The organism is Kitasatospora sp. NPDC059648 (assembly GCF_042734825.1).
Lineage (GTDB): Bacteria > Actinomycetota > Actinomycetes > Streptomycetales > Streptomycetaceae > Kitasatospora.
Genome location: NZ_JBHWDU010000044.1, coordinates 12,454 through 32,882, shown reverse-complemented (window position 1 = coordinate 32,882; position 20,429 = coordinate 12,454). Strand labels below are relative to the sequence as shown.

General features: G+C 71.7%; 18 protein-coding genes and 2 pseudogenes. 9 read left to right on the top strand and 11 right to left on the bottom strand.

The features are described 5' to 3' along the window. Nucleotides 1-538 precede the first annotated feature (538 nt). From ACFV1W_RS24115 to ACFV1W_RS24105, 3 genes are all read right to left on the bottom strand, one after another. Nucleotides 539-1,870, bottom strand: coding sequence for a S28 family serine protease (locus tag ACFV1W_RS24115; protein WP_380419297.1), 1,332 nt, complete (start codon nucleotides 1,868-1,870; stop codon nucleotides 539-541). Between the two features lie 131 nt (nucleotides 1,871-2,001). Continuing rightward, nucleotides 2,002-2,172, bottom strand: a complete 171-nt coding sequence (locus tag ACFV1W_RS24110; RefSeq protein WP_380419296.1) for a hypothetical protein — start codon at nucleotides 2,170-2,172, stop codon at nucleotides 2,002-2,004. Further along, complete coding sequence (locus ACFV1W_RS24105) at nucleotides 2,169-2,720, bottom strand: GNAT family N-acetyltransferase (RefSeq protein ID WP_380419295.1); 552 nt, start codon at nucleotides 2,718-2,720, stop codon at nucleotides 2,169-2,171. Before ACFV1W_RS24105 ends, ACFV1W_RS24110 begins: the two co-directional genes overlap by 4 nt. Before the next feature lie 26 nt (nucleotides 2,721-2,746). Between ACFV1W_RS24105 and ACFV1W_RS24100 the strand changes: the two genes are divergently transcribed. The 3 genes and pseudogenes from ACFV1W_RS24100 to ACFV1W_RS24090 all read left to right on the top strand — a co-directional run bounded on the left by ACFV1W_RS24100 (nucleotide 2,747) and on the right by ACFV1W_RS24090 (nucleotide 4,576). Next, on the top strand, nucleotides 2,747-3,286 hold the full coding sequence (locus ACFV1W_RS24100; RefSeq protein WP_380419294.1) for a CGNR zinc finger domain-containing protein: 540 nt from the start codon (nucleotides 2,747-2,749) through the stop codon (nucleotides 3,284-3,286). A 131-nt stretch (nucleotides 3,287-3,417) separates the two neighbouring features. Beyond that, nucleotides 3,418-3,609 (top strand): annotated as a pseudogene (locus ACFV1W_RS24095) (IS701 family transposase); the annotation flags it as partial. 202 nt (nucleotides 3,610-3,811) lie between these two features. Beyond that, nucleotides 3,812-4,576, top strand: coding sequence for an alpha/beta hydrolase (locus ACFV1W_RS24090; RefSeq protein ID WP_380419293.1), 765 nt, complete (start codon nucleotides 3,812-3,814; stop codon nucleotides 4,574-4,576). 246 nt (nucleotides 4,577-4,822) lie between these two features. Here ACFV1W_RS24090 and ACFV1W_RS24085 read toward each other — a convergent pair whose 3' ends face one another. The 3 genes and pseudogenes from ACFV1W_RS24085 to ACFV1W_RS24075 form a co-directional block, all read right to left on the bottom strand. Beyond that, on the bottom strand, nucleotides 4,823-5,230 hold the full coding sequence (locus ACFV1W_RS24085; protein ID WP_380419292.1) for a hypothetical protein: 408 nt from the start codon (nucleotides 5,228-5,230) through the stop codon (nucleotides 4,823-4,825). Between the two features lie 87 nt (nucleotides 5,231-5,317). Beyond that, nucleotides 5,318-5,561, bottom strand: a pseudogene (locus ACFV1W_RS24080) (transposase); the annotation flags it as partial. Between the two features lie 147 nt (nucleotides 5,562-5,708). After that, nucleotides 5,709-6,941, bottom strand: a complete 1,233-nt coding sequence (locus tag ACFV1W_RS24075) for a serine hydrolase domain-containing protein (RefSeq protein ID WP_380419291.1) — start codon at nucleotides 6,939-6,941, stop codon at nucleotides 5,709-5,711. Between the two features lie 110 nt (nucleotides 6,942-7,051). On the opposite strand from ACFV1W_RS24075, the gene ACFV1W_RS24070 reads away from it, so the two are divergent. Further along, complete coding sequence (locus tag ACFV1W_RS24070; RefSeq protein WP_380419290.1) at nucleotides 7,052-9,721, top strand: helix-turn-helix transcriptional regulator; 2,670 nt, start codon at nucleotides 7,052-7,054, stop codon at nucleotides 9,719-9,721. 291 nt (nucleotides 9,722-10,012) lie between these two features. On the opposite strand, the gene ACFV1W_RS24065 is transcribed toward ACFV1W_RS24070, so the two are convergent. Both ACFV1W_RS24065 and ACFV1W_RS24060 read right to left on the bottom strand, forming a co-directional pair. After that, nucleotides 10,013-10,492: a hypothetical protein gene (locus ACFV1W_RS24065; protein ID WP_380419289.1), complete on the bottom strand. Its 480-nt coding sequence runs from the start codon at nucleotides 10,490-10,492 to the stop codon at nucleotides 10,013-10,015. Between the two features lie 400 nt (nucleotides 10,493-10,892). Further along, a complete protein-coding gene (locus ACFV1W_RS24060; RefSeq protein ID WP_380419288.1) occupies nucleotides 10,893-11,399 on the bottom strand; it encodes a DUF1772 domain-containing protein in 507 nt (168 codons plus the stop codon). Between the two features lie 315 nt (nucleotides 11,400-11,714). On the opposite strand from ACFV1W_RS24060, the gene ACFV1W_RS24055 reads away from it, so the two are divergent. Continuing rightward, nucleotides 11,715-12,713 carry an AraC family transcriptional regulator gene (locus ACFV1W_RS24055; protein WP_380419287.1) on the top strand — a complete coding sequence of 333 codons (999 nt, stop codon included), beginning with the start codon at nucleotides 11,715-11,717 and terminating at the stop codon, nucleotides 12,711-12,713. A 50-nt stretch (nucleotides 12,714-12,763) separates the two neighbouring features. On the opposite strand, the gene ACFV1W_RS24050 is transcribed toward ACFV1W_RS24055, so the two are convergent. The 3 genes from ACFV1W_RS24050 to ACFV1W_RS24040 all read right to left on the bottom strand — a co-directional run bounded on the left by ACFV1W_RS24050 (nucleotide 12,764) and on the right by ACFV1W_RS24040 (nucleotide 16,710). Further along, on the bottom strand, nucleotides 12,764-14,812 hold the full coding sequence (locus tag ACFV1W_RS24050; RefSeq protein ID WP_380419286.1) for an APC family permease: 2,049 nt from the start codon (nucleotides 14,810-14,812) through the stop codon (nucleotides 12,764-12,766). A gap of 301 nt (nucleotides 14,813-15,113) precedes the next feature. Next, nucleotides 15,114-16,241 carry an AI-2E family transporter gene (locus ACFV1W_RS24045; RefSeq protein WP_380419285.1) on the bottom strand — a complete coding sequence of 376 codons (1,128 nt, stop codon included), beginning with the start codon at nucleotides 16,239-16,241 and terminating at the stop codon, nucleotides 15,114-15,116. 298 nt (nucleotides 16,242-16,539) lie between these two features. Next, nucleotides 16,540-16,710, bottom strand: coding sequence for a hydrophobic protein (locus ACFV1W_RS24040; RefSeq protein WP_380419284.1), 171 nt, complete (start codon nucleotides 16,708-16,710; stop codon nucleotides 16,540-16,542). A gap of 125 nt (nucleotides 16,711-16,835) precedes the next feature. Between ACFV1W_RS24040 and ACFV1W_RS24035 the strand changes: the two genes are divergently transcribed. From ACFV1W_RS24035 to ACFV1W_RS24020, 4 genes are all read left to right on the top strand, one after another. Then, nucleotides 16,836-17,009, top strand: a complete 174-nt coding sequence (locus tag ACFV1W_RS24035) for a CsbD family protein (protein ID WP_380419283.1) — start codon at nucleotides 16,836-16,838, stop codon at nucleotides 17,007-17,009. Nucleotides 17,010-17,367: 358 nt separating this feature from the next. After that, nucleotides 17,368-18,543, top strand: a complete 1,176-nt coding sequence (locus ACFV1W_RS24030) for a glutathione-independent formaldehyde dehydrogenase (RefSeq protein ID WP_380419282.1) — start codon at nucleotides 17,368-17,370, stop codon at nucleotides 18,541-18,543. Nucleotides 18,544-18,832: 289 nt separating this feature from the next. Then, a complete protein-coding gene (locus ACFV1W_RS24025; RefSeq protein WP_380419281.1) occupies nucleotides 18,833-19,723 on the top strand; it encodes an SDR family NAD(P)-dependent oxidoreductase in 891 nt (296 codons plus the stop codon). A gap of 67 nt (nucleotides 19,724-19,790) precedes the next feature. After that, nucleotides 19,791-20,372, top strand: a complete 582-nt coding sequence (locus tag ACFV1W_RS24020) for a TetR/AcrR family transcriptional regulator (RefSeq protein ID WP_380419280.1) — start codon at nucleotides 19,791-19,793, stop codon at nucleotides 20,370-20,372. Nucleotides 20,373-20,429: the final 57 nt, after the last annotated feature.

The following is a 20,429-nucleotide window of genomic DNA, read 5'->3' as shown; positions in this document are numbered from 1 at the left end:
CCGCGTGGCATCGGAACCATGGGACGTCCGGTCCATGAGGAAGAGGGGCAGGCCGAAGGCCGAGACGGAAGCCGCCACCGATGCGGCAGCGAGAGCGCAGCGGGTCAGGCGCATGACTGTTCCTCCTGGCTTCGTGGTCTGTGGCAGGTGCGGACGAACTCTGCGCACGAGTGCCGCCGCCGTGAGCGCCGGAGTTGAACGTATGGTCTGGAAAACTCCCCGGCTGCCAGCGAACCGCCAATCAGGCGGCCTTGCCCCGGTTCTTCACTCGAAGGGTCTCCTCCCCGCCCGGAGATCGACCGGCACGGCTCGGCCGCACCCGAGAATCCGAAAGCGCCCTGACCGGAAGAACCGGGTCAGGGCGCTGAGTCGCGGGTCAACGGAGGTGAGAACGCCTCCGGAGGAGGACCGTCTGCTGCAGGCCCTCGGCGGTGACGACCGCGGGCACCTCGCCGGCCTGCTGACCGGCCTGCTGGAGTCCTGCGGCGCCTTTTCCGCCATCGGCACGAGGCGGCAAGTAGCCTTCCAGCGGTTCCTGCTACACCCCCGCCCAGCGGCGCAGGGTGGTGGTGGCGGTCGCGGCGTCGGCGGCGGGAAGCTGGGTGATGCGGGTGGAGTGCGTCCCGCCCGGCACCTGGAACACGTACGAGTCCTGGGAGCCGTTCCCGAGTCGGAAGGGTTCGGCGACGGAGGGGTCGGCGGCGCCGTTGACGAACATCAGGTGCTCGCCGCGGGTGCGGACCCACCGGTCGACGTCGCGCATCGCCTGCGGCCGGTAGTGCATGGGGATGTCGCGGGGGACGAAGGTGCGCGGCTCGGTGGCGCCGGGGTAGCGGATCAGGTCGGTCAGGTGGTCCGTGTCGACCGGGAAGTAGCCGAGCTGGGTGCCCAGTTGGTAGAAGTACGGGACGAACTCGTTGGCCACCGAGTCGGCGTAGACCGGGAGTTGGGCGATCTGGGAGAGCCATTCGTAGAGGGCGTCGTCGGGGGCGTCCGGAGCGGGCACCGCCGGGCAGGCGGCCCGGCCGCGGCCCTGCCAGAACATGAACGGCGCGCGCAGGACGGCGATCTCGAAGGCCTTGTCGGCGCTGCCGACGAGCCGGAAGCCGTCGCCCTTCGAGTCCGCCCAGGCCTGGTAGCGGGCGACCAGGGCGGTGCGGCGCTCCAGCAGGGCGCGCTGCACGGCGGTCAGGGCGCTGCGGCATTCGGGGGTGCCGACCGTGCGCAGGAAGTCGAGGTAGGCGGTGTCGTCGCGGTCGTCGACGTTGTTCGGCGCCGAGTAGGCGATGGAGCCGGCCACGTCCTGCGGGTAGAAGCGGCGGTGGTAGACGGTGGTCATGCCGCCCTTGCTGCCGCCGGTGGAGATCCACGGCGCCCGGTAGACCGCGTGCAGGGCCTCGATCACGTGGTGGTGGTCGGTGGCGGCCTGCCAGATGTCGAGGTCGTTCCAGTCGGCGGGCGCGGGCCGGGAGGTGCCGAAGAAGCGCTGCTCGGTGCTCACCTGGTTGCCGTCCACCAGTTCGGCGGGCTCCGAGCGGTACTGGCCGGTGGAGACGGCGTAGCCGCTGGTGTACAGGACGGTGGGGCGGTCGGTGCCGCGGTGCAGGAGGGTGAGCCGCTGCTCGAAGCCGCCCCGCTCGGGATGGCGGTGGTCGGCCGGCTGGTGCAGTGTCAGCACGAAGAAGCGGAAGCCGGGCGCGGCGGGCTTCTCCTCCACGATCCTCAGGCCCGGCACCGCCTCGATCGCCGCCCTGATATCGGCCGGTGCGACCGGTCCGGGCTCGGCTGCCACGGCGGGCACCGCTGCCGTTCCGGCCAGCAGTACCACCGCGGCCGCCTGGGCCACCAGCCTCCCGATTCGCCTGCGCAATATGCTCCTTCCTCCCCGGTCGTCGTCGATCACCAGTCAACCCCTGGCCGCCGCCTGCGCGGATCCCGCTGCGAGGGGGTTACGCCTCCCTCCCGGGAGGGAGAAACGCGCCCCCGCTCCGGGGCGCCGGTTCACACTGCCGAACCCTTCGTCCGAGGAGTGCGGTCGCCACGTGCCGTGACCGCGAGTGTCACGGCGGTGACCACGGCGAGGGCCGCCCATGCCGGGGTGAAGCTGTGGGTGATGTCGTGGAGCAGCCCGCGGGCGGGCGGGACGAGGATGACGGCCAGTTGCTCGTTCACGGGCACCAGTCCGGGGCATGGCGGCAGTAGTCCGCGAAACCGAGTTCGCGGCGGAGCGGCTCCCCCTCGACGGACGCCAACGGGTCCACCCGGTCGGCGCCTCGCTCGCGGAACCAAGCCAGCAGGTCTCGCAGGATCGCAAGGCCCAGACCGTGCCAGCGGTACACCGGGTCCGTGGCGATCCCGATGACCAGCCCGACCCGTCCGGTAGCCAAGTACGGGCCCGGAAGGCGCTGTTCGATGCTGCCGATGCCGAAGGCCGCGAGTCCGCTCCCGCCGTCGACGACAAGGACCTGCGCGGTGTCCGACGCGATCTGCCCGTGCAGCGCGGCGGCCAGGACGTCCCGCCAGCCTCCGTCCGCCGAAGGGTTGCCACCGCGATGCGCGCCAGTGCCCTCGAATGACAGCGACCTCAGCCGGACGACCTCTGCGATGTCGTCAACTACGGCGGCGCGAGGCGTGGTTCGCAGGGCCGTCGGTGCGCTGGTGTGCGTGCGACCCGGGACGGCGGCGGGGGCATGCGCCCGTAGGACGGTGTGATGACTCATGCCGTCCAGCCTGATGTAATGGCCTTATGCGACTCAACCCTTACGGCGAGGACGCCGTGAACCTCGCCGCGGATCTGGCCAACCAGCGCCCGGAAACCGTCCAGGAGTTGACAGACCGCTGCCGCGCGGCCGGGCTGGTGGTCGACGGACCGGTCCCACAGGCGGACCTGGCGCGCACCCTCGCCCTGCTGGACGCCTGGGAGGGGGTGGTCGACGCGGCGGACGAGCGCGAGCGGGCCGAACTGCTCAACCGGATGCTGGCCGCCGGTGCCTCCCACCCCCGACTGACCGACCACTCGGACGGCGGCTGGCACCTCCACTACCGCGACGACCAGCGGCCGCTCGCCGCCGTGCTGGCCTCACTGATCTCCGTCGGGACCGCCTTCCACCTGGTGGGGCGCGGAATGCACCGACTGGGCCGGTGCGCCGTCGCCGAGTGCACCATGATCTACGCCGACACCACGCGAACGGGCCGCCGGCGCTACTGCTCCCAACGGTGCGCCAACCGCGACGCCGTCCGCCGCCACCGCTCAACGCGGTCGGCCACCGACCCCGTGTCCACCTGATCCGCTCGCGCGCAGGAGACACAGACCCGGGGTTGCGCTCGCGGTGCCCCGCCGGGTCGCCGGCTCGCTGCCCGGTACTGCGACGCTGCTTACCGTGACGGTCGTCGGGTTGCTCGTTGGGCTGGTCATGGATGGGGACGCATCCGTTCGATGCTCGTCGCTGGTCGGACGGGCCCGCCGGGCCGCATGAGCGGTTTGCCCACCGGTTCGGATGGAGCGAGTCGCGGGCGTCGGCGGGGGCCTGCATGCGGGGCCTGCCGGCACCGTTGGAGCGCAAGAACGGGTGGACGGTGGCCGAGGGGACCGGCCAGGCCTGTCCGGAGTTGTGATCATGTGGCGGGCAAAAGGGTTGAAGGGATGACGATCAAGCTGATAGCTTTTCAGTCGACCGTGACACCGCCTGAGGAGGTGAGACCCGTGAACGCTGTACCGATACGGGTGCTCCCCCTTGCCGTCACGAGTGGCGATTGACGTAGTTGTCGCCGGGAGCGCCCCCTTGCAAGGCACTCTCGAAGGGCAACTGCCATGAACGCTTTCCTTTTCACCGCTGAGTCCACCACCGACGGCATCGTCGAACGCGAGTTCACCGTCAACGGCGTCCCCGGTGTCCTCTGGTCCCCCGAGTCCGGTGCGGACCGCGCGCCGCTGGTCCTCCAGGCCCACGGGGGCGGCAACCACAAGAAGCACCCCGCGATGTCCGGCCGGGCCGGGTACCTGGTGCGCGGCTGCGGCTACCACGTGGCCGTCCTCGACGCGCCCGGTCACGGTGACCGTCCGCGCACCGAGCACGACGAGCGGGAGATAGCCGCCCTGTTCGCGGCGCGGGCGGCCGGCGAGCCGGAGGGCCCGATCGTGGTCCGCTACAACGACCACCTGGCCAGGCTCGCCGTGCCGGAGTACCGCGCGCTGCTGGACGCCCTCCAGCAGTTGCCGGAGATCGGGACCGACGGGCCGGTCGGCTTCTGGGGCATCAACATGGGCACCGCGATCGGCGTGCCGTTCGTGGCCGCCGAGCCCCGGATCACCGCCGCGGTGTTCGGCCAGCACTGGCCCCAGACGCTGGCCGAGTACGCGAAGCGGATCACCGTCCCGGTCGAGTTCGACCTCCAGTGGGACGACGAGCACATCTCCCGCGAGGAGGGCCTCGCGCTCTTCGACGCCTTCGCCTCGGCGGAGAAGTCCCTGCACGTGAACTCGGGCAAGCACAAGGAGCTGCCCCGGTTCGAGGTCGACAGCGCGGTCCGCTTCTTCGCCCGGCACCTCGGGCGGGCGGTCAACGCATCGGTCTGACGTGCGCGGTTGAGGCGCCCGGCTGGCCAGCCGGACGCCTCAACCGGGGGCCGGGTTGAGGCTGCGTATCCAGATGATGGATCCGCGTAGTTGGAGCCCCCCATGTAGCTCGGGGCGTCTTGTCGTAGCTGTGGCCAGTCCCCGCCACACCCGGATCTCGTTGATACAGCGTTCCACCGTGTTGCGCTCCTTGTCCTGCTCGGTGTCACGGGCCACCGGTCGACCGCCGTCCCGTCCGAGGCAGCGTCAGGCGGTGCCGAGGACTGCTGTGATCTTGCGGATCATCTCGGCCACGGCCGGGGAGGGGGCGCCCTGGTGGGTCCGGGCGGCAGCTTCGACGGCCACGGTGACGGTGCTGCGGAAGTTGTCAGCCTCGGCGGGGTCGTGCTTGCCGAGCAGGTCAATCGCTGCCGTAAGGGCCGGCAGCACGCGGTCGGCGATGGCGGCCACGGACCGGCCGCTCAGCTCGACGTCCTTGGGATATTCGGCGAGGACGTGACCGACCAGGCCGGTGGCGGAGGAGAGTGCGATGGAGCCCTCGGTGGCCGACTTGTGCGGCTTGCCGGTGGCGTCGGCGGCGCAGATCAGCGTGACGGCGCCGTAGGCGGCGGTGCGAAGGGTGAGCTTGTCCTGGGCGGTCAGGGTCTTGGTCACGGTGATCGTTCCCTCTTCTCGGTGGGGGGATGCGCTTGTGGATGTCAAGCAGCGGTAGTGAACTGCTCGGCGGTGGTGTTCGGTGTGCTTCGAGAGGCCTTCGATGGCCCTGCGCTGCATGTAGTCCTTCGTGCGTTCGTCCCGGTGCAGGCGGCAGAGGGCGGTGCGGCAGAGGGCGGCGTTGGCCGCCCGGTCGCCGCCGTGGTTGAGGCGGTGGCGGTGGGTTCGGCCGGATGATGCGGGCGGCGGCGCCGCAGGGCATGGCGAAGGCCGTTTCCGAGCGCAGGCGTTGGGGGTTGTCGCCAGCGGTGACCAGCAGTTGTCCGGCGACGTCCGCGCCGACACCGTTGAGATCGAGCCGGGCCGGCGGATGCTCACGAGCGGCTCCCGGACGAGGTCGACAGATCCCGTCGAGAACCCGAGGTCAGTCAGGCGCCGGGTCAGACCTGCCGGGAACCGCTCATGAACATCCTCACTGTCAGTTGTCGATCACCTGGTAGACGGTGCTCCAGAAGTCGTGCATGAGGTGGATCGAGTGCGGGACGGACGCCCCGACCTGGGTGAGGAGGATGCCGACCAGTCCGTTCTGCGGGTCGGCGTAGGTGGAGGTGCCGCTGCCACCGTCCCAGCCGTACTGGCCGACGGGCGCGTAGTCGCCGCGGTAGGTGCGCACCGCCATACCGAAGCCCCAGCCGCCGTGCTGCCCCTGGCCGAACGAGATGTGGACGTTGTTCGTCGCCAGCTCCTGCCGGGCGGCCTGCTGTTCGGCCGTGAGGCGGTTGGTGGTCATCAGCCGGACGGCCGGCCGGGACAGGATCCGCTCGCTCCCGTGCGTCCCGCCGTTCAGCAGCATCCGGAAGTAGGCGTGGTAATCGTCCGCCGTGGAGGCCAGCCCGCCGCCGCCGCTCTGGAACGCAGGGGGCGCGCTGTGGCGTCCGCCCTCCGCCTCGTCCCAGACCTGGAACTCGCCGGTCTGCGGATCGGGGGCGTAGAGCGGAGGCAGCCGGTCCATCTTGTCGGCGGGCACGTGGAAGCCGGTGTCCTTCATGCCCAGCGGCTCGAAGATCCGCTCGCGCAGGAACTCGTCGAACGGCCGGCCGGTGACCCTGGCGACGAGGGCGCCGAGCAGGTCGCTGGCCATGTGGTACTGCCAGCGCTCCCCGGGCTGGTGCATCAGCGGCAGCTCGCCGAGGCGGCGCAGCCACTCGTCCGGCTCGGGCATCGGCGTCGGCAGATTCGGTGTGAGCCCCTTCTCGAAGACCGCGTTCATGATCGGGGTGCCGAGTGCGGTGAAGTCCATGCCGAGCCCGAAGGTGGAGGTCAGCACGTCCCGTACGGTGATCGGCCGGCGGGCCGGCACGGTGTCGTCCAGCGGGCCGTCGATCCGCCTGAGCACCTTCCGGTCGGCGAGTTCGGGCAGCCAGGGGTCCACCAGGTCGTCCAGGCGCAGCCGGCACTCGTCCAGCAGGACCATCGCCGCCGCCGCCGACACCGGCTTGGACGTCGAGGCCATCCGGAAGATGGTGTCCCGGCGCATTGGCGCGCCGCCCTCGTGGCGCATCGTGCCGAGCACCTCCAGGTGGGTCTCCTCGCCACGGCCGAGCAGCGCGACGACTCCGGGAATCCTCCCGGACTCGACATGCCGGGCCAGCACGTCCCGCACCCGGTCCATCCCCTGCTTGGAGAAGCCGTCGGTGTTCAGAGCAGTCATGTGTCGCACTCCTTGGATCGGATCGCCTGCAGAGAACGCTAGGTCGGGACGCGCAAGGAGGAATGAGTAAGGTGACTCATGATCTTTCGTAAGTATCAAAGGACTGTGCGATGTTGCAGGGGCGGGACCAGGAAGTCCGGGCGATCGAGGCGCTGCTGTCCGACGCCAGAGCCCGGACCAGCGGCGTCCTGGTGATCAGGGGCGAACCCGGAATGGGCAAGTCGTCCCTCCTGGAGTACGCCGCGCAGGCCGCAGACGGGGCGTTCGTCCTACGCGGCGCCGGCGTCGAGACTGAGGTCGAACTTCCCTTTGCTGCCCTGCAGTTGCTTCTTCGCCCGGCGCTCGACCGGCTCGCCGACCTGCCCGGACCGCAAGTGGCGGCGCTGCGCGGCGCGTTCGGCCTCGCCCCGGCGGTGCGGACCGACCGGCTCCTGGTCGGACTGGCCACCCTCACCCTCTGGTCGGAACTGGCCGAGGACCGCCCGCTGCTGGTGCTCATCGACGACGCCCAGTGGCTGGACCAGGCCTCCGCCGCCGCACTGGTGTTCGCCGCGCGGCGACTGCGCTCGGAGGGGGTCACCGTTCTGATCGCCGTCCGTGAGGAGGAGGACCCGTTGCCCACCGCCGGCCTGCCGGAGCTGCGTCTCGGCGGACTGGCCCGCGCGGACGCCGAACTCCTGCTGAGCGTCGAACTCCCCGCTCACCTGCGGGAACAGGTGCTCGCCGAGGCAGCGGGAAATCCCCTGGCCCTCACCGAGCTGTCGAAGGCCGCCAGCACGGGCGAGTGGGAGCCGGCAGCCGGACCGCTCCCGCTCACCGACCGGCTCCTGGAAGCCTTCGCCGGGCAGATCCGCAGACTGCCGGAGCCCGGCAGGAGGATGCTCGCGGTCGCCGCCGCCGAGGACATCGGCGCACTGGGCAGCGTACTGGCCGCCGCCGAGACCCTGGGCGTCCCCGCCGACGCGCTGGAGCCTGCCGAGCAGGCCGGACTCGTCCGGGTCACCGGCGGCACCATCCGCTTCCGGCATCCGCTGCTGCGCTCCGCCGCCTACCACAGAGTGTCCTCCTCGCAGCGCCGCGCGATCCACCGCGCCCTGGCCGGATCGGTCAGCGGCGACCGGCGGGCCTGGCACCTGGCCCTGGCAGCGCTCGGGCCGGACGAGCGGGTCGCCGACGCCCTGGAACGGTCGGCCGAGCGGGCCGGCGCCCGCCTCGGCTATGCCGCCATGGCGACGGCCTACGAGCGCTCCGCGCAGCTCAGCATCGACCAGGGGCGCGCGGCCCGGCGGCTCGCGGCCGCCGCGGTGGCGGCCAGTGAGGCCGGCCAGTCCGGCCGAGCGGGGGAGCTGAGCGAGCGCGCCGCGCAGCTGACCGACGAGCCGAGGACGCTTGCCCGGCTCGCCGAGGTCAGGGCGGCGGCGGTGTACGACCAGGGCTCGCCGCGACAGGCGGCCCGCATCCTCCTCGACGCGGCGGCCGAAGTGGCCGAGACCGATCCGTACACGGCCGCCAGGATGCTCGCGGTCGCCTCGCGCGGCGTCTGGACCACAGGTGAAGCCGCGCTGACCGCAGAGGTGGCGCGGCAGCTCGACGCACTCCCGCGCCCCGCAGAGGGCGGCCTCGCCGACGTCACCCGCGGGCTCGCCCTCCTCCACGGCGGCGAACTGGAGTCCGGCTACCCGCTGGTGAGCGACCACCTCCGGCAGGCGGCACCGTCCGACGTCGAGGGGCAGCTGCTCACCGCCCATCCCGCCTTCGTCGCCGGCCGCCTCGGCCACGTGGTCGAACTCTCTGCGGCCATGCTCGACAGATGCCGTTCGGAGGGTCGGATCCGGCTGCTCCCCGTCGCCCTCGACCAGCTCGCCTACAGCCAGATCCTGACCGGACGCCACCGGGACGCACGCAGCAACGCCGAGCAGGGCCTCCAGATCGCACAGGATGTCGGACAGGCCTATCCGACCACCGGACTGCGCGGCATGCTCGCCTGGCTCGCCGCCGTCGAGGGGGACGAGGAGCGCTGCCGGGCCCTGGCCGAGCCCGGCGTCAGGTTCGCGCTCGTCCACCAGGTACCGGTGACGGACCTGCAGGCGACCTGGGCGCTCGCCATGCTCGACCTGACTCAGGGCCGCGCCCGGGCGGCCCTCGACCGCCTCCAGACCCGCCGCCGCGGGTCCTCGCACTTCGCCACCCGTATCGTTGTCGACGAGGTCGAGGCCGCCGTGCGGCTCGGCACACCGGAATCGGCACGGGAGTCGGTGGCGCTGTTCGAACGCTGGGCGACCCTCTCGGGCGAACCCTGGGCGGGCGCGCTGCTCGCCCGCTGCCACGGGCTGCTGAACGACTCCGAGGAGCACTTCACCCGGGCACTGGAACTGCACCAGTCGGCGGCCCAGCCGTACGAGCAGGCCAGGACGCAGCTCGCCTACGGCGAATGGCTGCGCCGCCGCCGCCGCAAGGCACCGGCCCGCCCCCACCTGCGCGCGGCCCAGGAGGCCTTCGACCGCCTCGGCGCCCGCCCCTGGGCCGACCGGGCGGCCGCCGAACTGCGCGCCGCCGGCGAGACGACACCCACCCGGCCCCGTACCGACCCCGGCACAGCCCTCACCGCCCAGGAACTGCAGGTCGTCCGTCTGGCCGCCACCGGAGCCACCAACCGCGACATCGCCGCGCACCTGCTGCTCAGCCCGCGCACCATCGGGCAGCACCTGTACAAGGCGTTCCCGAAGCTCGGCATCTCCTCCCGGACGGAGCTGGCCCGCCTCGACCTCGACCACATGTGAGCCGCATCCGGCCACCGAGGAGCTTCGCGTCGCGGGGGTGGTTGGACCCGGCGCGAAGACGGGTCTGTCCTGCGAGATCCCGGCAGCAGTGGTTCAAAGCTGTCGGCGCCGCCGCGTGGACGGTCTTGTGCCTTTCGCTCTTTCCGTGGGGGTTGCGGGTTGTCGTCGGGGCGCCGGGTGCACCTGTCTCTGTGCCGCGGGATGAGCGAGCCCTGGCAGGCCAGGCCAAGTACAGAAGCCGCGAGAAGCGCCGCCGCTCGGCGCAAGTCGTGGCGCCAGCGGTGCTCTCGGTCACCGACCACTGCCCGCGCGGTAGGCCGCCACGGCGGCCGGCAGGACGGCTTCCACCCCGACCACGGGTGCCTGCTCGATCAACTTGTCCACTGTCAGCAGCACATCGCCTTCCCGGACGAACGCCCGCTCGATGACCCACGGCTGTGTGTCGTCCGCGGAGGTGACGGTGATCCGCAGTACCAGGCCGTCGTCCGCCGGCACGCCCGGATCCTCCGTCGAGACGGTGTTGTGCGTCGCGGGACCGCCGAGAGGAAGCACGTCGGAGTAGGAGGCACAGCGCTGCGCCGCGCCGCGTATGGCGGTCATGACGGCGGCCGTCTGGCCCGGTCCGTAGCGGTCGAGCGTCTCCTCGCCGTACCAGCCGTCGGCGAGGTTGTGGGGGTCGGTGGGCGGCCGCTCCAGGCTGACCCATGCCTCGTCCAGGACCTGTGTGTGGGTGGCCAGGAAGCTGTCCGTCACCAGGTCCGAGCACGGCATTGACATGATCGGGGCGCGAGGAGCGGGGGAGCGGGGAACGTCGGGCAGCAGCTTGAAGCCGGCCGGAAGCTGAGCGGACGTCAGCAGACCGGCGGCCAGTCGCGGCGGCACGGGCCCTGCGGAGGCGGGGGCCCCTCCCCCCGACCGCACGCCGGAACACCCCGCCAGCCCCAGCCCCACTGCGACCCCCGCAACCAGCGCGACAGCACGCACACGCACCGGACAACCCCCTCCGTAGCCCCAAGATCGCGCGCATCCTCTCACGCGCCGGTGCGGCCCCGAACCGTCGGCCTCTCTCCCCCGCCAGCGTAAGGTCCGTCGTACGCGGCCTGGGGGCCGTGCACGGCGTCGGCAGTGACCGGGCCGGGCTGGGTCTCGGTGGCTCCCGGCCGTACGCCACTCACGCCCGGCCCGTACCGCGGGCGACACGTATCGCCCAGGCGAGGCAGACCACCGATGCGGTGGTCACCAGGGTGCGAGCAACGTTCCAGTGCACCCACGTCGCCTCGAACCGCGCACGAACGGCGGCGAGATCGTGGATCCCGCCCGAGGAGCCGGCCGCCGCCAACTGATTGTTGAGCGGCACACTGAGGCCCATCGTGATCAGCAGGGAGATCACATAGAGCACGACTCCGGCAACGATCCACGGAAGGGCGGGGCGGCCCTCACCGTGCCGATGCTGGAACGCGGCGACCAGGCCGAACACCAGCGCACCGCCGAAGGCCAGGCCGAACCAGCCGTTCTGGATCGCCACGTTGATGCGCTGCATCGCCTCGACGAACGTACGGTCGTCCGACTGCCCGAGCCCTGGCATCACCGCGACGGAGAACGCGAAGTAGATCCCGGCCATCAAACCGGTGAGGACCGTCGCGGCGAGCAGGACGAGGCCGCGGATGTCACCGTTCACGAATACTCCCCAGTCGTTTCGCGGTTGAGCTGTCGGATTCCGCGCGGCGGGAGTGCCCCACTGCGGTGGACACCCCTGACGCCCCCGGGACAGGAGACCAGGCGCCCGGTGGTGCGGATGGTCCGCTGCGCGCGCCGTGGCGCTCCCGTCCGCGTTCCCTGTGCGGGGGGGTTCCTGATGGCACGTGAGCGGGTGAAGGGGGACGGTTGCTCGCGGATCCGGTGTCATGCCTGTCAGTACAGCCGCACGGCCGGTGCCGGACCATCGGCGAAAAGCTCATCGCCATACGCCATCGTCCACACCTAGGCTGAGCGCATGGATCCACTGGCGACCCTGCTGGACGGCCCTCGCGCCCGCGGCGCCTTCCTGCTGCGCTCGATCCTCAGTCCGCCCTGGTCGCTGCGGATCGCCGACCGTGCGCCGTTGACGCTGATGTACCTGGTCAGCGGCGGGGCATGGGTGGTGCCCGACGCCGAACCGGCCGTGCGCCTGCGGCCCGGCGACATCGCGGTGGTACGCGGCCCGGAGCCGTACACCGTCGCCGACGACCCCGCCACCGCGCCCCGCATCGTCATCCAGCCCGGCCAGGTCTCCACCGGCCCGAACGGTGAACTGTGCGAGGAGATGGACCTCGGCGTCCGGACCTGGGGCCACGACCCGCACGGCCCCGCCGTACTCATCAGCGGCACCTACCAGATGGGCGGCGAGGTCAGCCGCCGTCTGCTGACCGCCCTGCCGCACGTCCTGCACCTGCCGAGGGACGCCTGGCACAGCTCGTTGCCCGCGCTGCTGTCCGAGGAGGTCGTCCTCGATCAGCCCGGCCAGGAGATCGTCCTCGACCGCCTCCTGGACCTGTTGCTCATCGCGGTGCTGCGGGCCTGGCTCTCCCGGCCGGAGGCCGGCACGCCCGGCTGGTACGCCGCCCGGAGCGACCCGGTTGTCGGGCCGGCCCTGAACCTCCTGCACGACGACCCGGCCCACCCCTGGACCGTGGCGTCGCTCGCCGCGCAGACCGGGGTCTCCCGCGCGGCGCTCGGCCGCCGCTTCACCGAACTCGTCGGCGAACCGCCCATGTCCTACCTGACCAGCTGGCGGCTGGCCCTGGCGGCCGACCTTCTGCGCGAACCGGACGCCACCGTCGCGGCGGTGGCCCGCAAGGTCGGGTACAGCACCCCCTTCGCTTTCAGCACGGCGTTCAAGCGCGTACGGGGGGTCAGCCCGCAGCGGCACCGGGAGGGTGCGGTGGCGGCGGATGCGAAGCGAGAGCCGACGGATGGATCATCGCGCAGGCCTGGCGGCCGGCGTCAGCGGTAGCGGTCGGCCCGGGGCCGCCGCGGCGCGGTCGGCGTCGGCCGTGCGATGCCTCACCTTGCCGGCGAGGGTTCGGAGTCGACGGTCGTTCCTCCTTCGCCTTCCCGCCCGGCTGCGCGGACGGCCGCTTGGCACTGGTGCTCCCTGAGGGCCGCGGAGACGTCGAAAGGCACGATGGTGGCGGCGACGTGCGGGAGCCGGCTGAGGGCGTGCGCGATCGCGTCGCCGCTGCGGGCGTGCAGGAGCCGTCCCACGAGGGGCCCGTAGGCGCGGCGCGGGATCAACACGGTGACCTCGGTACGGCCGTCGGTGCTCGTCCGGGAGGCGAGGCCGGCGATGGCCCGGTGCAGCCGCCGGTCCGGACAGTCCACCACGTCGAGGGGGATGTCCGCGGCCTGGCTGTCCTGCCACGCGCGCTGGAGTCGCCCGGCGTGTGCGCTGTCGAGCGCGATGTGGACGGCCCGGAGGTCGGCGGGCCGCAGGGTGTGCGCGTAGCGCAGGGCGGTGATGACGGCCAGGTCCAGGCGGTCGACGAGGAGGAGGACGACGTTGCGCGACCGGGTGGCGGTCGTCGCCGTGGCGGGCGCCGCGTTCAGGACGGCGCTCTCCGCGCGGTAGCGCTCGTTGGTCCGGATGAGGGCCCACACCCCGATCGGGAAGACGACGACCACGGCCCAGGCGCCTTCGGTGAACTTGGTGACGGCGAAGACGACGACCACGGCGGCCGAGGCGGTCGCGGCCGCCGCGTTGACGAGGGTCTTGATCGTGCGGTGCTTCTCGCGACGTCGCCAGTGGTACCTGGTCAGGCCTGCGGTGGCCATGACGAAGCCGGTGAACACGCCGATGGCGTAGAGCGAGACGAGCCTGGTGACGTTTCCGCCGGTCACGAGAAGCAGCCCCAGGGACACGGCGGCGAGCACCAGGATCCCGTTGGAGAACGCGAGGCGGTGGCCTCGCAGGGTGAGCCGGCGGGGCAGGAAGGCGTCCTCCGCGACGAAGCTGGCCAGGAACGGGAACCCGTTGAAGGAGGTGTTCGCCCCGGTGTACAGGATCAACGCCGTGGCCACCTGGACCAGCGCGAACATGATCTGGCCGAAGCCGCTCTGTCCGAAGACGAGGTGCGCCTCCTGCGCCAGCACGGTGGGGCTGCCGGACGTGAAGGGGACCGCATGGGTCTGCCAGGCGAGGGTGGAGATCCCCAGGACCAGGGTGCCGAGGGTGGCGCTCATGATCACCAGGGTGCGGCGGGCGTTGGCGCCCTGCGGCGGCCGGAAGGCGCCCACGCCGTTCGAGATCGCCTCCAGGCCCGTCAGCGAGGACCCGCCGTTGGCGAAGGCCCGCATCAGGACGAACAGCGAGACACCCGCCACCATCCCCCCGCCAGGGGTGCCGACCGGCACCGCCCCGGCCGCGTGCAGGTCCGTGTCGCCCAGACGCGGCAGGCTGCCCGTGGCCAGCCGGACCAGGCCCACGACGACGGTCAGGCCAGCGGCGAGGACGAACAGGTAGGTCGGCACCGAGAACGCCCGGCCCGCCTCCCGGATGCCCCGCAGGTTGCCGTAGCACAGCAGGCACACCACACCCAGGGTCACCCACAGCTTGTCCGGGCCGATGTCCGTGTGGAAGAGCAGTTGCAGCATGGAGGCCACCGCGTCCGTCCCTGCCGCGGTCTGCACCGCCACCGTCACGATGTAGTCGATCAGCAGCGCCACTGCCGCGACCTGCGCGACGCGCGGTCCGAAGTTCTCCCGCGCCACTACGTACGAACCACCCGCACGGGTATAGGTCATGACCACGTCGCGGTAGGACAGCGTGAGCAGGACCAGCAGCGCCAGGATGACCCCGGTCACCGGCATCACCAGGGCGAAGCCCGCCACCCCCGCCACCGGCACCAGCTGCGTCAGCATCTGCTCGGTCCCGTACGCGCTGGAACTGATGCAATCCGGCGCGAGCACCCCCAACGCCACCGGGTTCGACAGCTTCTCGTCCCGCAGCTGCGCCGTGACCAGCGGCGGCCCGAGCAGCCACCTCTTCACCCGGTAGCCGGTGCGTTCCGGCACACCGGCCGCCACCTGCTCGTGTGCCGGTGCCTTCTCCCTCACAACCGCCACCCGAACCGCCCTTCGCTCGCCCGTTCCCAGGGCGGTCGCGCCGCCAACCAGTGCACGACTGCCCCCGCGATCGCGGAACAATCCCCGCGCGGGCCGGCCGCACGAAGGACGTCCGGTCGCAGAGCGAGGGAAGACTCCATCGCTCCCACCCGGAGTGCCGGCACCACACCGCGCCCGCGACGCCGGGCAGTCGAACGACCCGCTCGCGGGCCGCAGCCGCCCCCGCCCCGCCGGGGCCGCCGGTCCGGTAACGATCCACCAGCCGTGCGTCCTTGTCCTTCGTGCCCGGCTCTCAGGCGCCGTCCATGCGGGGAAAGACGTACTCGTCCAGGACCAAGCCCAGCGCGACTGCCGCCGGGACCGCGACCAGGGCCCCGACGAGACCCAGGAGCGCGCCGCCCAGCAGGACGGCGATCACCGTCACGATCGGGTGCACGTCGACCACGAACTTCATCGCCCGAGGCATGATCAGGTAGTCCTCCAGGAGCCGGAAGGCGATGTAGAAGCCAGCGGTGGCCAAGGCGATCGGCAGGGACACCGACAGGGCGACCAGGCTGACGACGACGCCTCCGATCGTCGAACCGACCATGGGGACCAGATCCATGAGGGCGACGAAGACCCCGAGCGCCCCCGAGTAGGGAACGCCGGTGGCCGCGCACCAGGCGAAGGTCGCCAGGCCCGCGACGGCGGAGGTCAGCACGTTGCCCAGCATGTAGCGGCCGGTCCGGCTGAGGATCTCCTCGGTGATCTCCTCGACCCCCGGGCGACGGCTGCGCGGGACGAACCGGTAGCAGAACGCCTTGATGTCCGGGAGCGCCGCCATGACGTACAAGGTGACGCTGATGACGATCACCGCGCCCGTCACGGTACTCAGCAGGAGTCGGCCCGCGCCGAGCACTCCACCGACGAGGCTGGAGGCCGAACCGCCGGACCCCAGCTGCACCTTGGCCCGCTCGATCAGGTGGTAGTGGTCCTCGATCCGGCCGAGCGTCGACTGGTGGTCGTGCAGTTGTTGGAGCCAGCCGGGGACGGCGTCGACCAGCGCGCTCACCTCCTCGCTGACCGGCTGGATGACCACCGCGAGCAGGCCCGCCAGCACCGCTGCCAGCCCGAGGACCACGACGGCCACGGACCGGCGCCGGCGAAGGCCGCGGTGCTCCAGCCACGCGACCACGGGTTCCAGACTGACCGCGATGAACACGGCGAGGAGCAGCAGCGTGAGCAGGGAGGTGAGTTGGACGACAGCGTCCACCGCGTGCCACGCCAGCAGCGCCCCCGTGCTGAGCGCGAAACCCACCCGGAACCACGACTTCACCCGCGGTGGTCTGCGCCTGGTGGTCTGGATCCGGGCCCGTGGTCCGCTCGCGCGCCTGGCCGGCGGCAGATCCCGGGGGTTGACGCCTGCGGGCGCCTCGTCCACGGCTGCTCCTCGGTCGCTGGTTCGGTCAGCAGTCGGGCTGACCGCTGGTCGCCGTCTGCCCCGTGACGCCCCCCGGGAAGCGCAGCTGCCGGCTCGCGGCCGTGAGGCGGACGGGCCGGTGGTCGGCCGCGTTCCGCGCACGCCGTCCCGTCCAGTGGCCCCGTGCACCCGGCCGTCCGGCTGCGTGCCCCGCGGGCGGATCCATGCGCGGCACGCACCCGGCACGTGGTGGGCGTGGCGGCGTGGCATGCACACCGGTGTGCACGCCACGTCGTCTTCCCGGGGGGGCGTCCGGGGCCTACCAGCGGTACCAGCGGCCGCGGTTGCCCGATGCGCCGGTGCCACGGGCCACGAAGCCCAGCAGCCAGACCACCAGGACCACGACCGCCACCCACCAAAGGGCCTTCAGTGCGAAGCCCGCGCCGAACAGGAGCAGAGCCAGCAGCAGCACCAGCAGAAGGGGAACCATGTCGACCTCCGTAGTCAGCGTCAGCGAACCGACTGCCCCGCGCCACGGCACATATTCGGAGGAATACTCCCGGCGGACGCGGGCAGTCGGCGGACCGACGAAGTTCCGACGAAGCGGAGGCCGCGATGAGTGCCAGCGGCAAGATCGGGAACACCGCCGACAAGGCCAAGGGTGCGGTCAAGGAAGGCGTCGGCAAGGTGACCGGCAACGAGCGCCTGCAGGCCGAGGGCAAGGCGGACAAGGCCAAGGGCGACCTCAAGCAGGCGGGCGAACACGTCAAGGACGCCTTCAAGGGCTGACTGGGCCGCCGCAGTCCAGGGATCGTCCTGCTTCCGCCGCTCCGCCGCCTGTCGCTCGCGCCGCTCGGCGGCCGCGCGCTTCTCGGCGACCGTGGGGATGGAGGCGAGGCAGCGCCCTTGATCGGTGGCCGCCCCGGGACAAGAAAATCGGCTGATCGATCGGTGAAGGGCTGTTTCGCGTCGGAGGCCGACGGGGACCCGCACGCTATGCGGGCGGGTCTGCCGAAGCTGCGCCCGGCGGGCCGGGGCCCCGGACCCGCAGCCACGAGACCGCGCAGCACCTTCCGAGAGTCAGGCCCTCTGCGTCGACTCGTCATCGCCGTGCCGCGGTCGTGCCGCGACAGCAAGGGAAGTCATCATGAAAGCAGCGGTATATGAAGGACCGCGAACGGTCACAGTGAAGGACGTACCGGACGCGAAGATCGAACATCCCTGCGACATCATCGTCAAGATCACTACCACCAACATCTGCGGTTCGGACCTGCACATGTACGAGGGCCGCACCTCGTTCGAGTCCGGCCGCACCCTGGGGCACGAGAACATGGGGCAGGTGGTGGAGGTCGGCCCGGCCGTCCGCAAGGTGCAGGTCGGCGAGTACGTGGTCCTGCCCTTCAACATCGCCTGCGGCTTCTGCAAGCAGTGCGAGCAGGGTCTGACCAACTACTGCCTGACCATGCAGCCGGAACCGGCCCTCGCGGGAGCCGCCTACGGATTCGCCGAGATGGGCCCCTACCAGGGCGGCCAGGCGGAGCTGCTGCGCGTGCCCTACGGCGACTTCAACGCGCTGCGTCTGGGCGAGGACGCCGCCGAGCGGCAGACCGACTACGTGATGCTCGCCGACATCTTCCCGACCGGCTATCACGCCACCGAGATGGCCCATGTCAAACCGGGCGACCAGACCATCGTCTTCGGGGCCGGTCCCGTCGGGCTGATGGCGACCTACTCCGCACTTCTCAGGGGCGCCGGACGCGTCTGGACGGCCGACCACCAGCCCGACCGGCTGCGCAAGGCCGAGGAGATCGGGGCCATCCCGATCAACACCGCCGAGCAGGACCCGGCGGAAGTCGTCAAGGAGGCCACCCTTGGCCTTGGCGCCGACAACGGCTGCGAATGCGTCGGCTACCAGGCCCACGACCCTCAGGGACACGAGGACGCCAGCCTCGCGCTCAACGGACTGATCGACTCGGTCAGGTTCACGGGCAACATCGGCGTGGTGGGCGTCTTCCTGCCCCAGGATCCCGGCGGTACGGAGGCTCAGGGTGAGCTGGAGGCCCAGGGCAAGGTTCCGATCGACTTCGGGTTGATGTGGTTCAAGGGCCAGCACGTCGGAACCGGGCAGGCTCCGGTGAAGAAGTACAACCGGGCGCTGCGGGACCTGATCGTCGCCGGGAAGGCGACGCCGAGCTTCGTGGTCTCCCACGAGCTCAGCCTGGACGACGCCCCCACCGCCTACGAGCACTTCGATGCCCGTGACGAGGGCTGGACCAAGGTGGTCCTGCATCCCGACGGACACGGCAACGGCCACAAGCGGTAGTGGATCCAGGGCCGCTGGCCGTCTGCTCGCCTCCGGCTCTCCAGGATCGGCCGGCCGACAAGTGGCGTCCGGCCCCGGCTTCGGCCGGAGGCTGGACGGCCATCGTCGCCAGCGGTCCTGCCTGTCTGTAGCTCCCGCGCTCCTCGGGGGTTCCGGGGTCTGGTGCTCGCGGGGGCTTCGTCGCGGGCGGCAGGGGCCCATCCGCCAGCACAACCGGATGGGTCATCCGGTTGTGCTACCGTCGCCATTAAGCGGATGACCTATCCGAATCGCGGGGCTGGAGGAACGCATGGGGAAGACAGCCGTGGTCACGGCCGGGACCGCCGGGATCGGCTTGGAGACGGCTCTGGGGCTGGCTGCCGCCGGATTCTCGGTCACCGTGGTCGGGCGCAGTGCCGACCGGGGCGCCCGGGCGGTCGACCGGATCGACGCGGTGAACCCGGCGCGCCCTGGCCGGTTCCTGCCTGCCGACCTCGGCTCGCTCGACGGCGTGCGCGCGCTCGCCGGCCGGATAGCCGACGACCACGCCGCCTCCGGGGAACCCCTGACCGTGCTGGTGAACAACGTCGGGGCGATGTTCGCGGATCGACAGGAGCTGGACGGCGTGGAGGCGTCGTTCGTCGTCAACCACCTTTCGCCGTACCTGCTGACGGAACTGCTGCTGCCCACGCTCACGGCCGGTGCGCCGAGCAGGATCGTGAACGTGACCTCGGGTGCGGTCGGTGTCGCCAAGAGGGTGTTCGACGCCGTCGAGCCGCCCGGCGGCTACTACGGTTTCCACTGGTACGGTCGCGCCAAGCTCGCGAACCTCGCCTACACGCTCGACCTGGCGTCGCGGCTCGACGGCACGGGCGTCTCGGTCTTCGCCGCCGACCCCGGCGGCGCCGCGACCGACATGACCAACGGCACCCTGACCGACCCGAAGATCGTCTCACCGGCCCTGCGACTGCTGTGGCCGCTGGTGCGCCGCAGGTTCGAACGCTCCACTGCGGGCCCGGCGTCCGAGGCCGCAAAGCCCTCCATCATCGCCGCCACCGACGAGTCGCTGGCGGGCCGGACCGGCGTCGTCATCGGCGCCATGGCACGCCCGGCGGCGCCATCGCGCGCGGCCACCGACCCCCGCCTCGTCGAAGCAGTGCGCCGACTCAGCCGGCAGCACGCGCCCCTCGTGGCGCCCTGACCCGTCGGGTCCGGGCCGGCACGGGCAACGGGGCCATTCGGATGAGCTATCCGATTAGCATGTCCCCATGGCGACGACACCACTGCGCAAGGACGCGGCCCGGAACTGGGACCGGATCGTGGCCGTCGCCCGCGAGCTGGTCGACCAGGGCATGCCGTTGCAGCTCAACGACGTCGCCCGCCGCACCGGACTCGGAGTCGGCACCGTCTACCGCCACTTCGCCACGCCCGAGGCGCTCCTGGAGGCGGTCGCCACCCCCCGCCTGGAGGCCCTGGCCGCCCATGGCAGGCAGGCGCTGGCCGACACCGACGCCTGGCGGGCGCTGGAGAGCTTCCTGACCCGCACCGTCGAGGCGCAGGTCACCGACGCCTCCGTGGCGCCGGTGGCCGCCGCTTCCGTCGACGCCCTGCCGCGCACCGCGGAACTCAAGGGGTCCCTGTGGTCTACGGGCACCACACTCCTCGACCGGGCCCGCGCGGCCGGGGCGGTCCGTCCCGACCTGGCCGCAGCCGATCTGGTCCCGCTCATGTGCGGCATCGCGTATGCCGTAGACGTCCACGGCAGCGCCCCCGCAGACCGGATCGACACCGCGCACCGCTACCTGGCCGCATTGCTCGGCGGGCTGCGAGCCACACCGACGACGGTGTGAGATCGCCCGTCTGCCGCGGTCCGGGCCGATCCTTGCGCCCGGCGGTGACACCGGGCA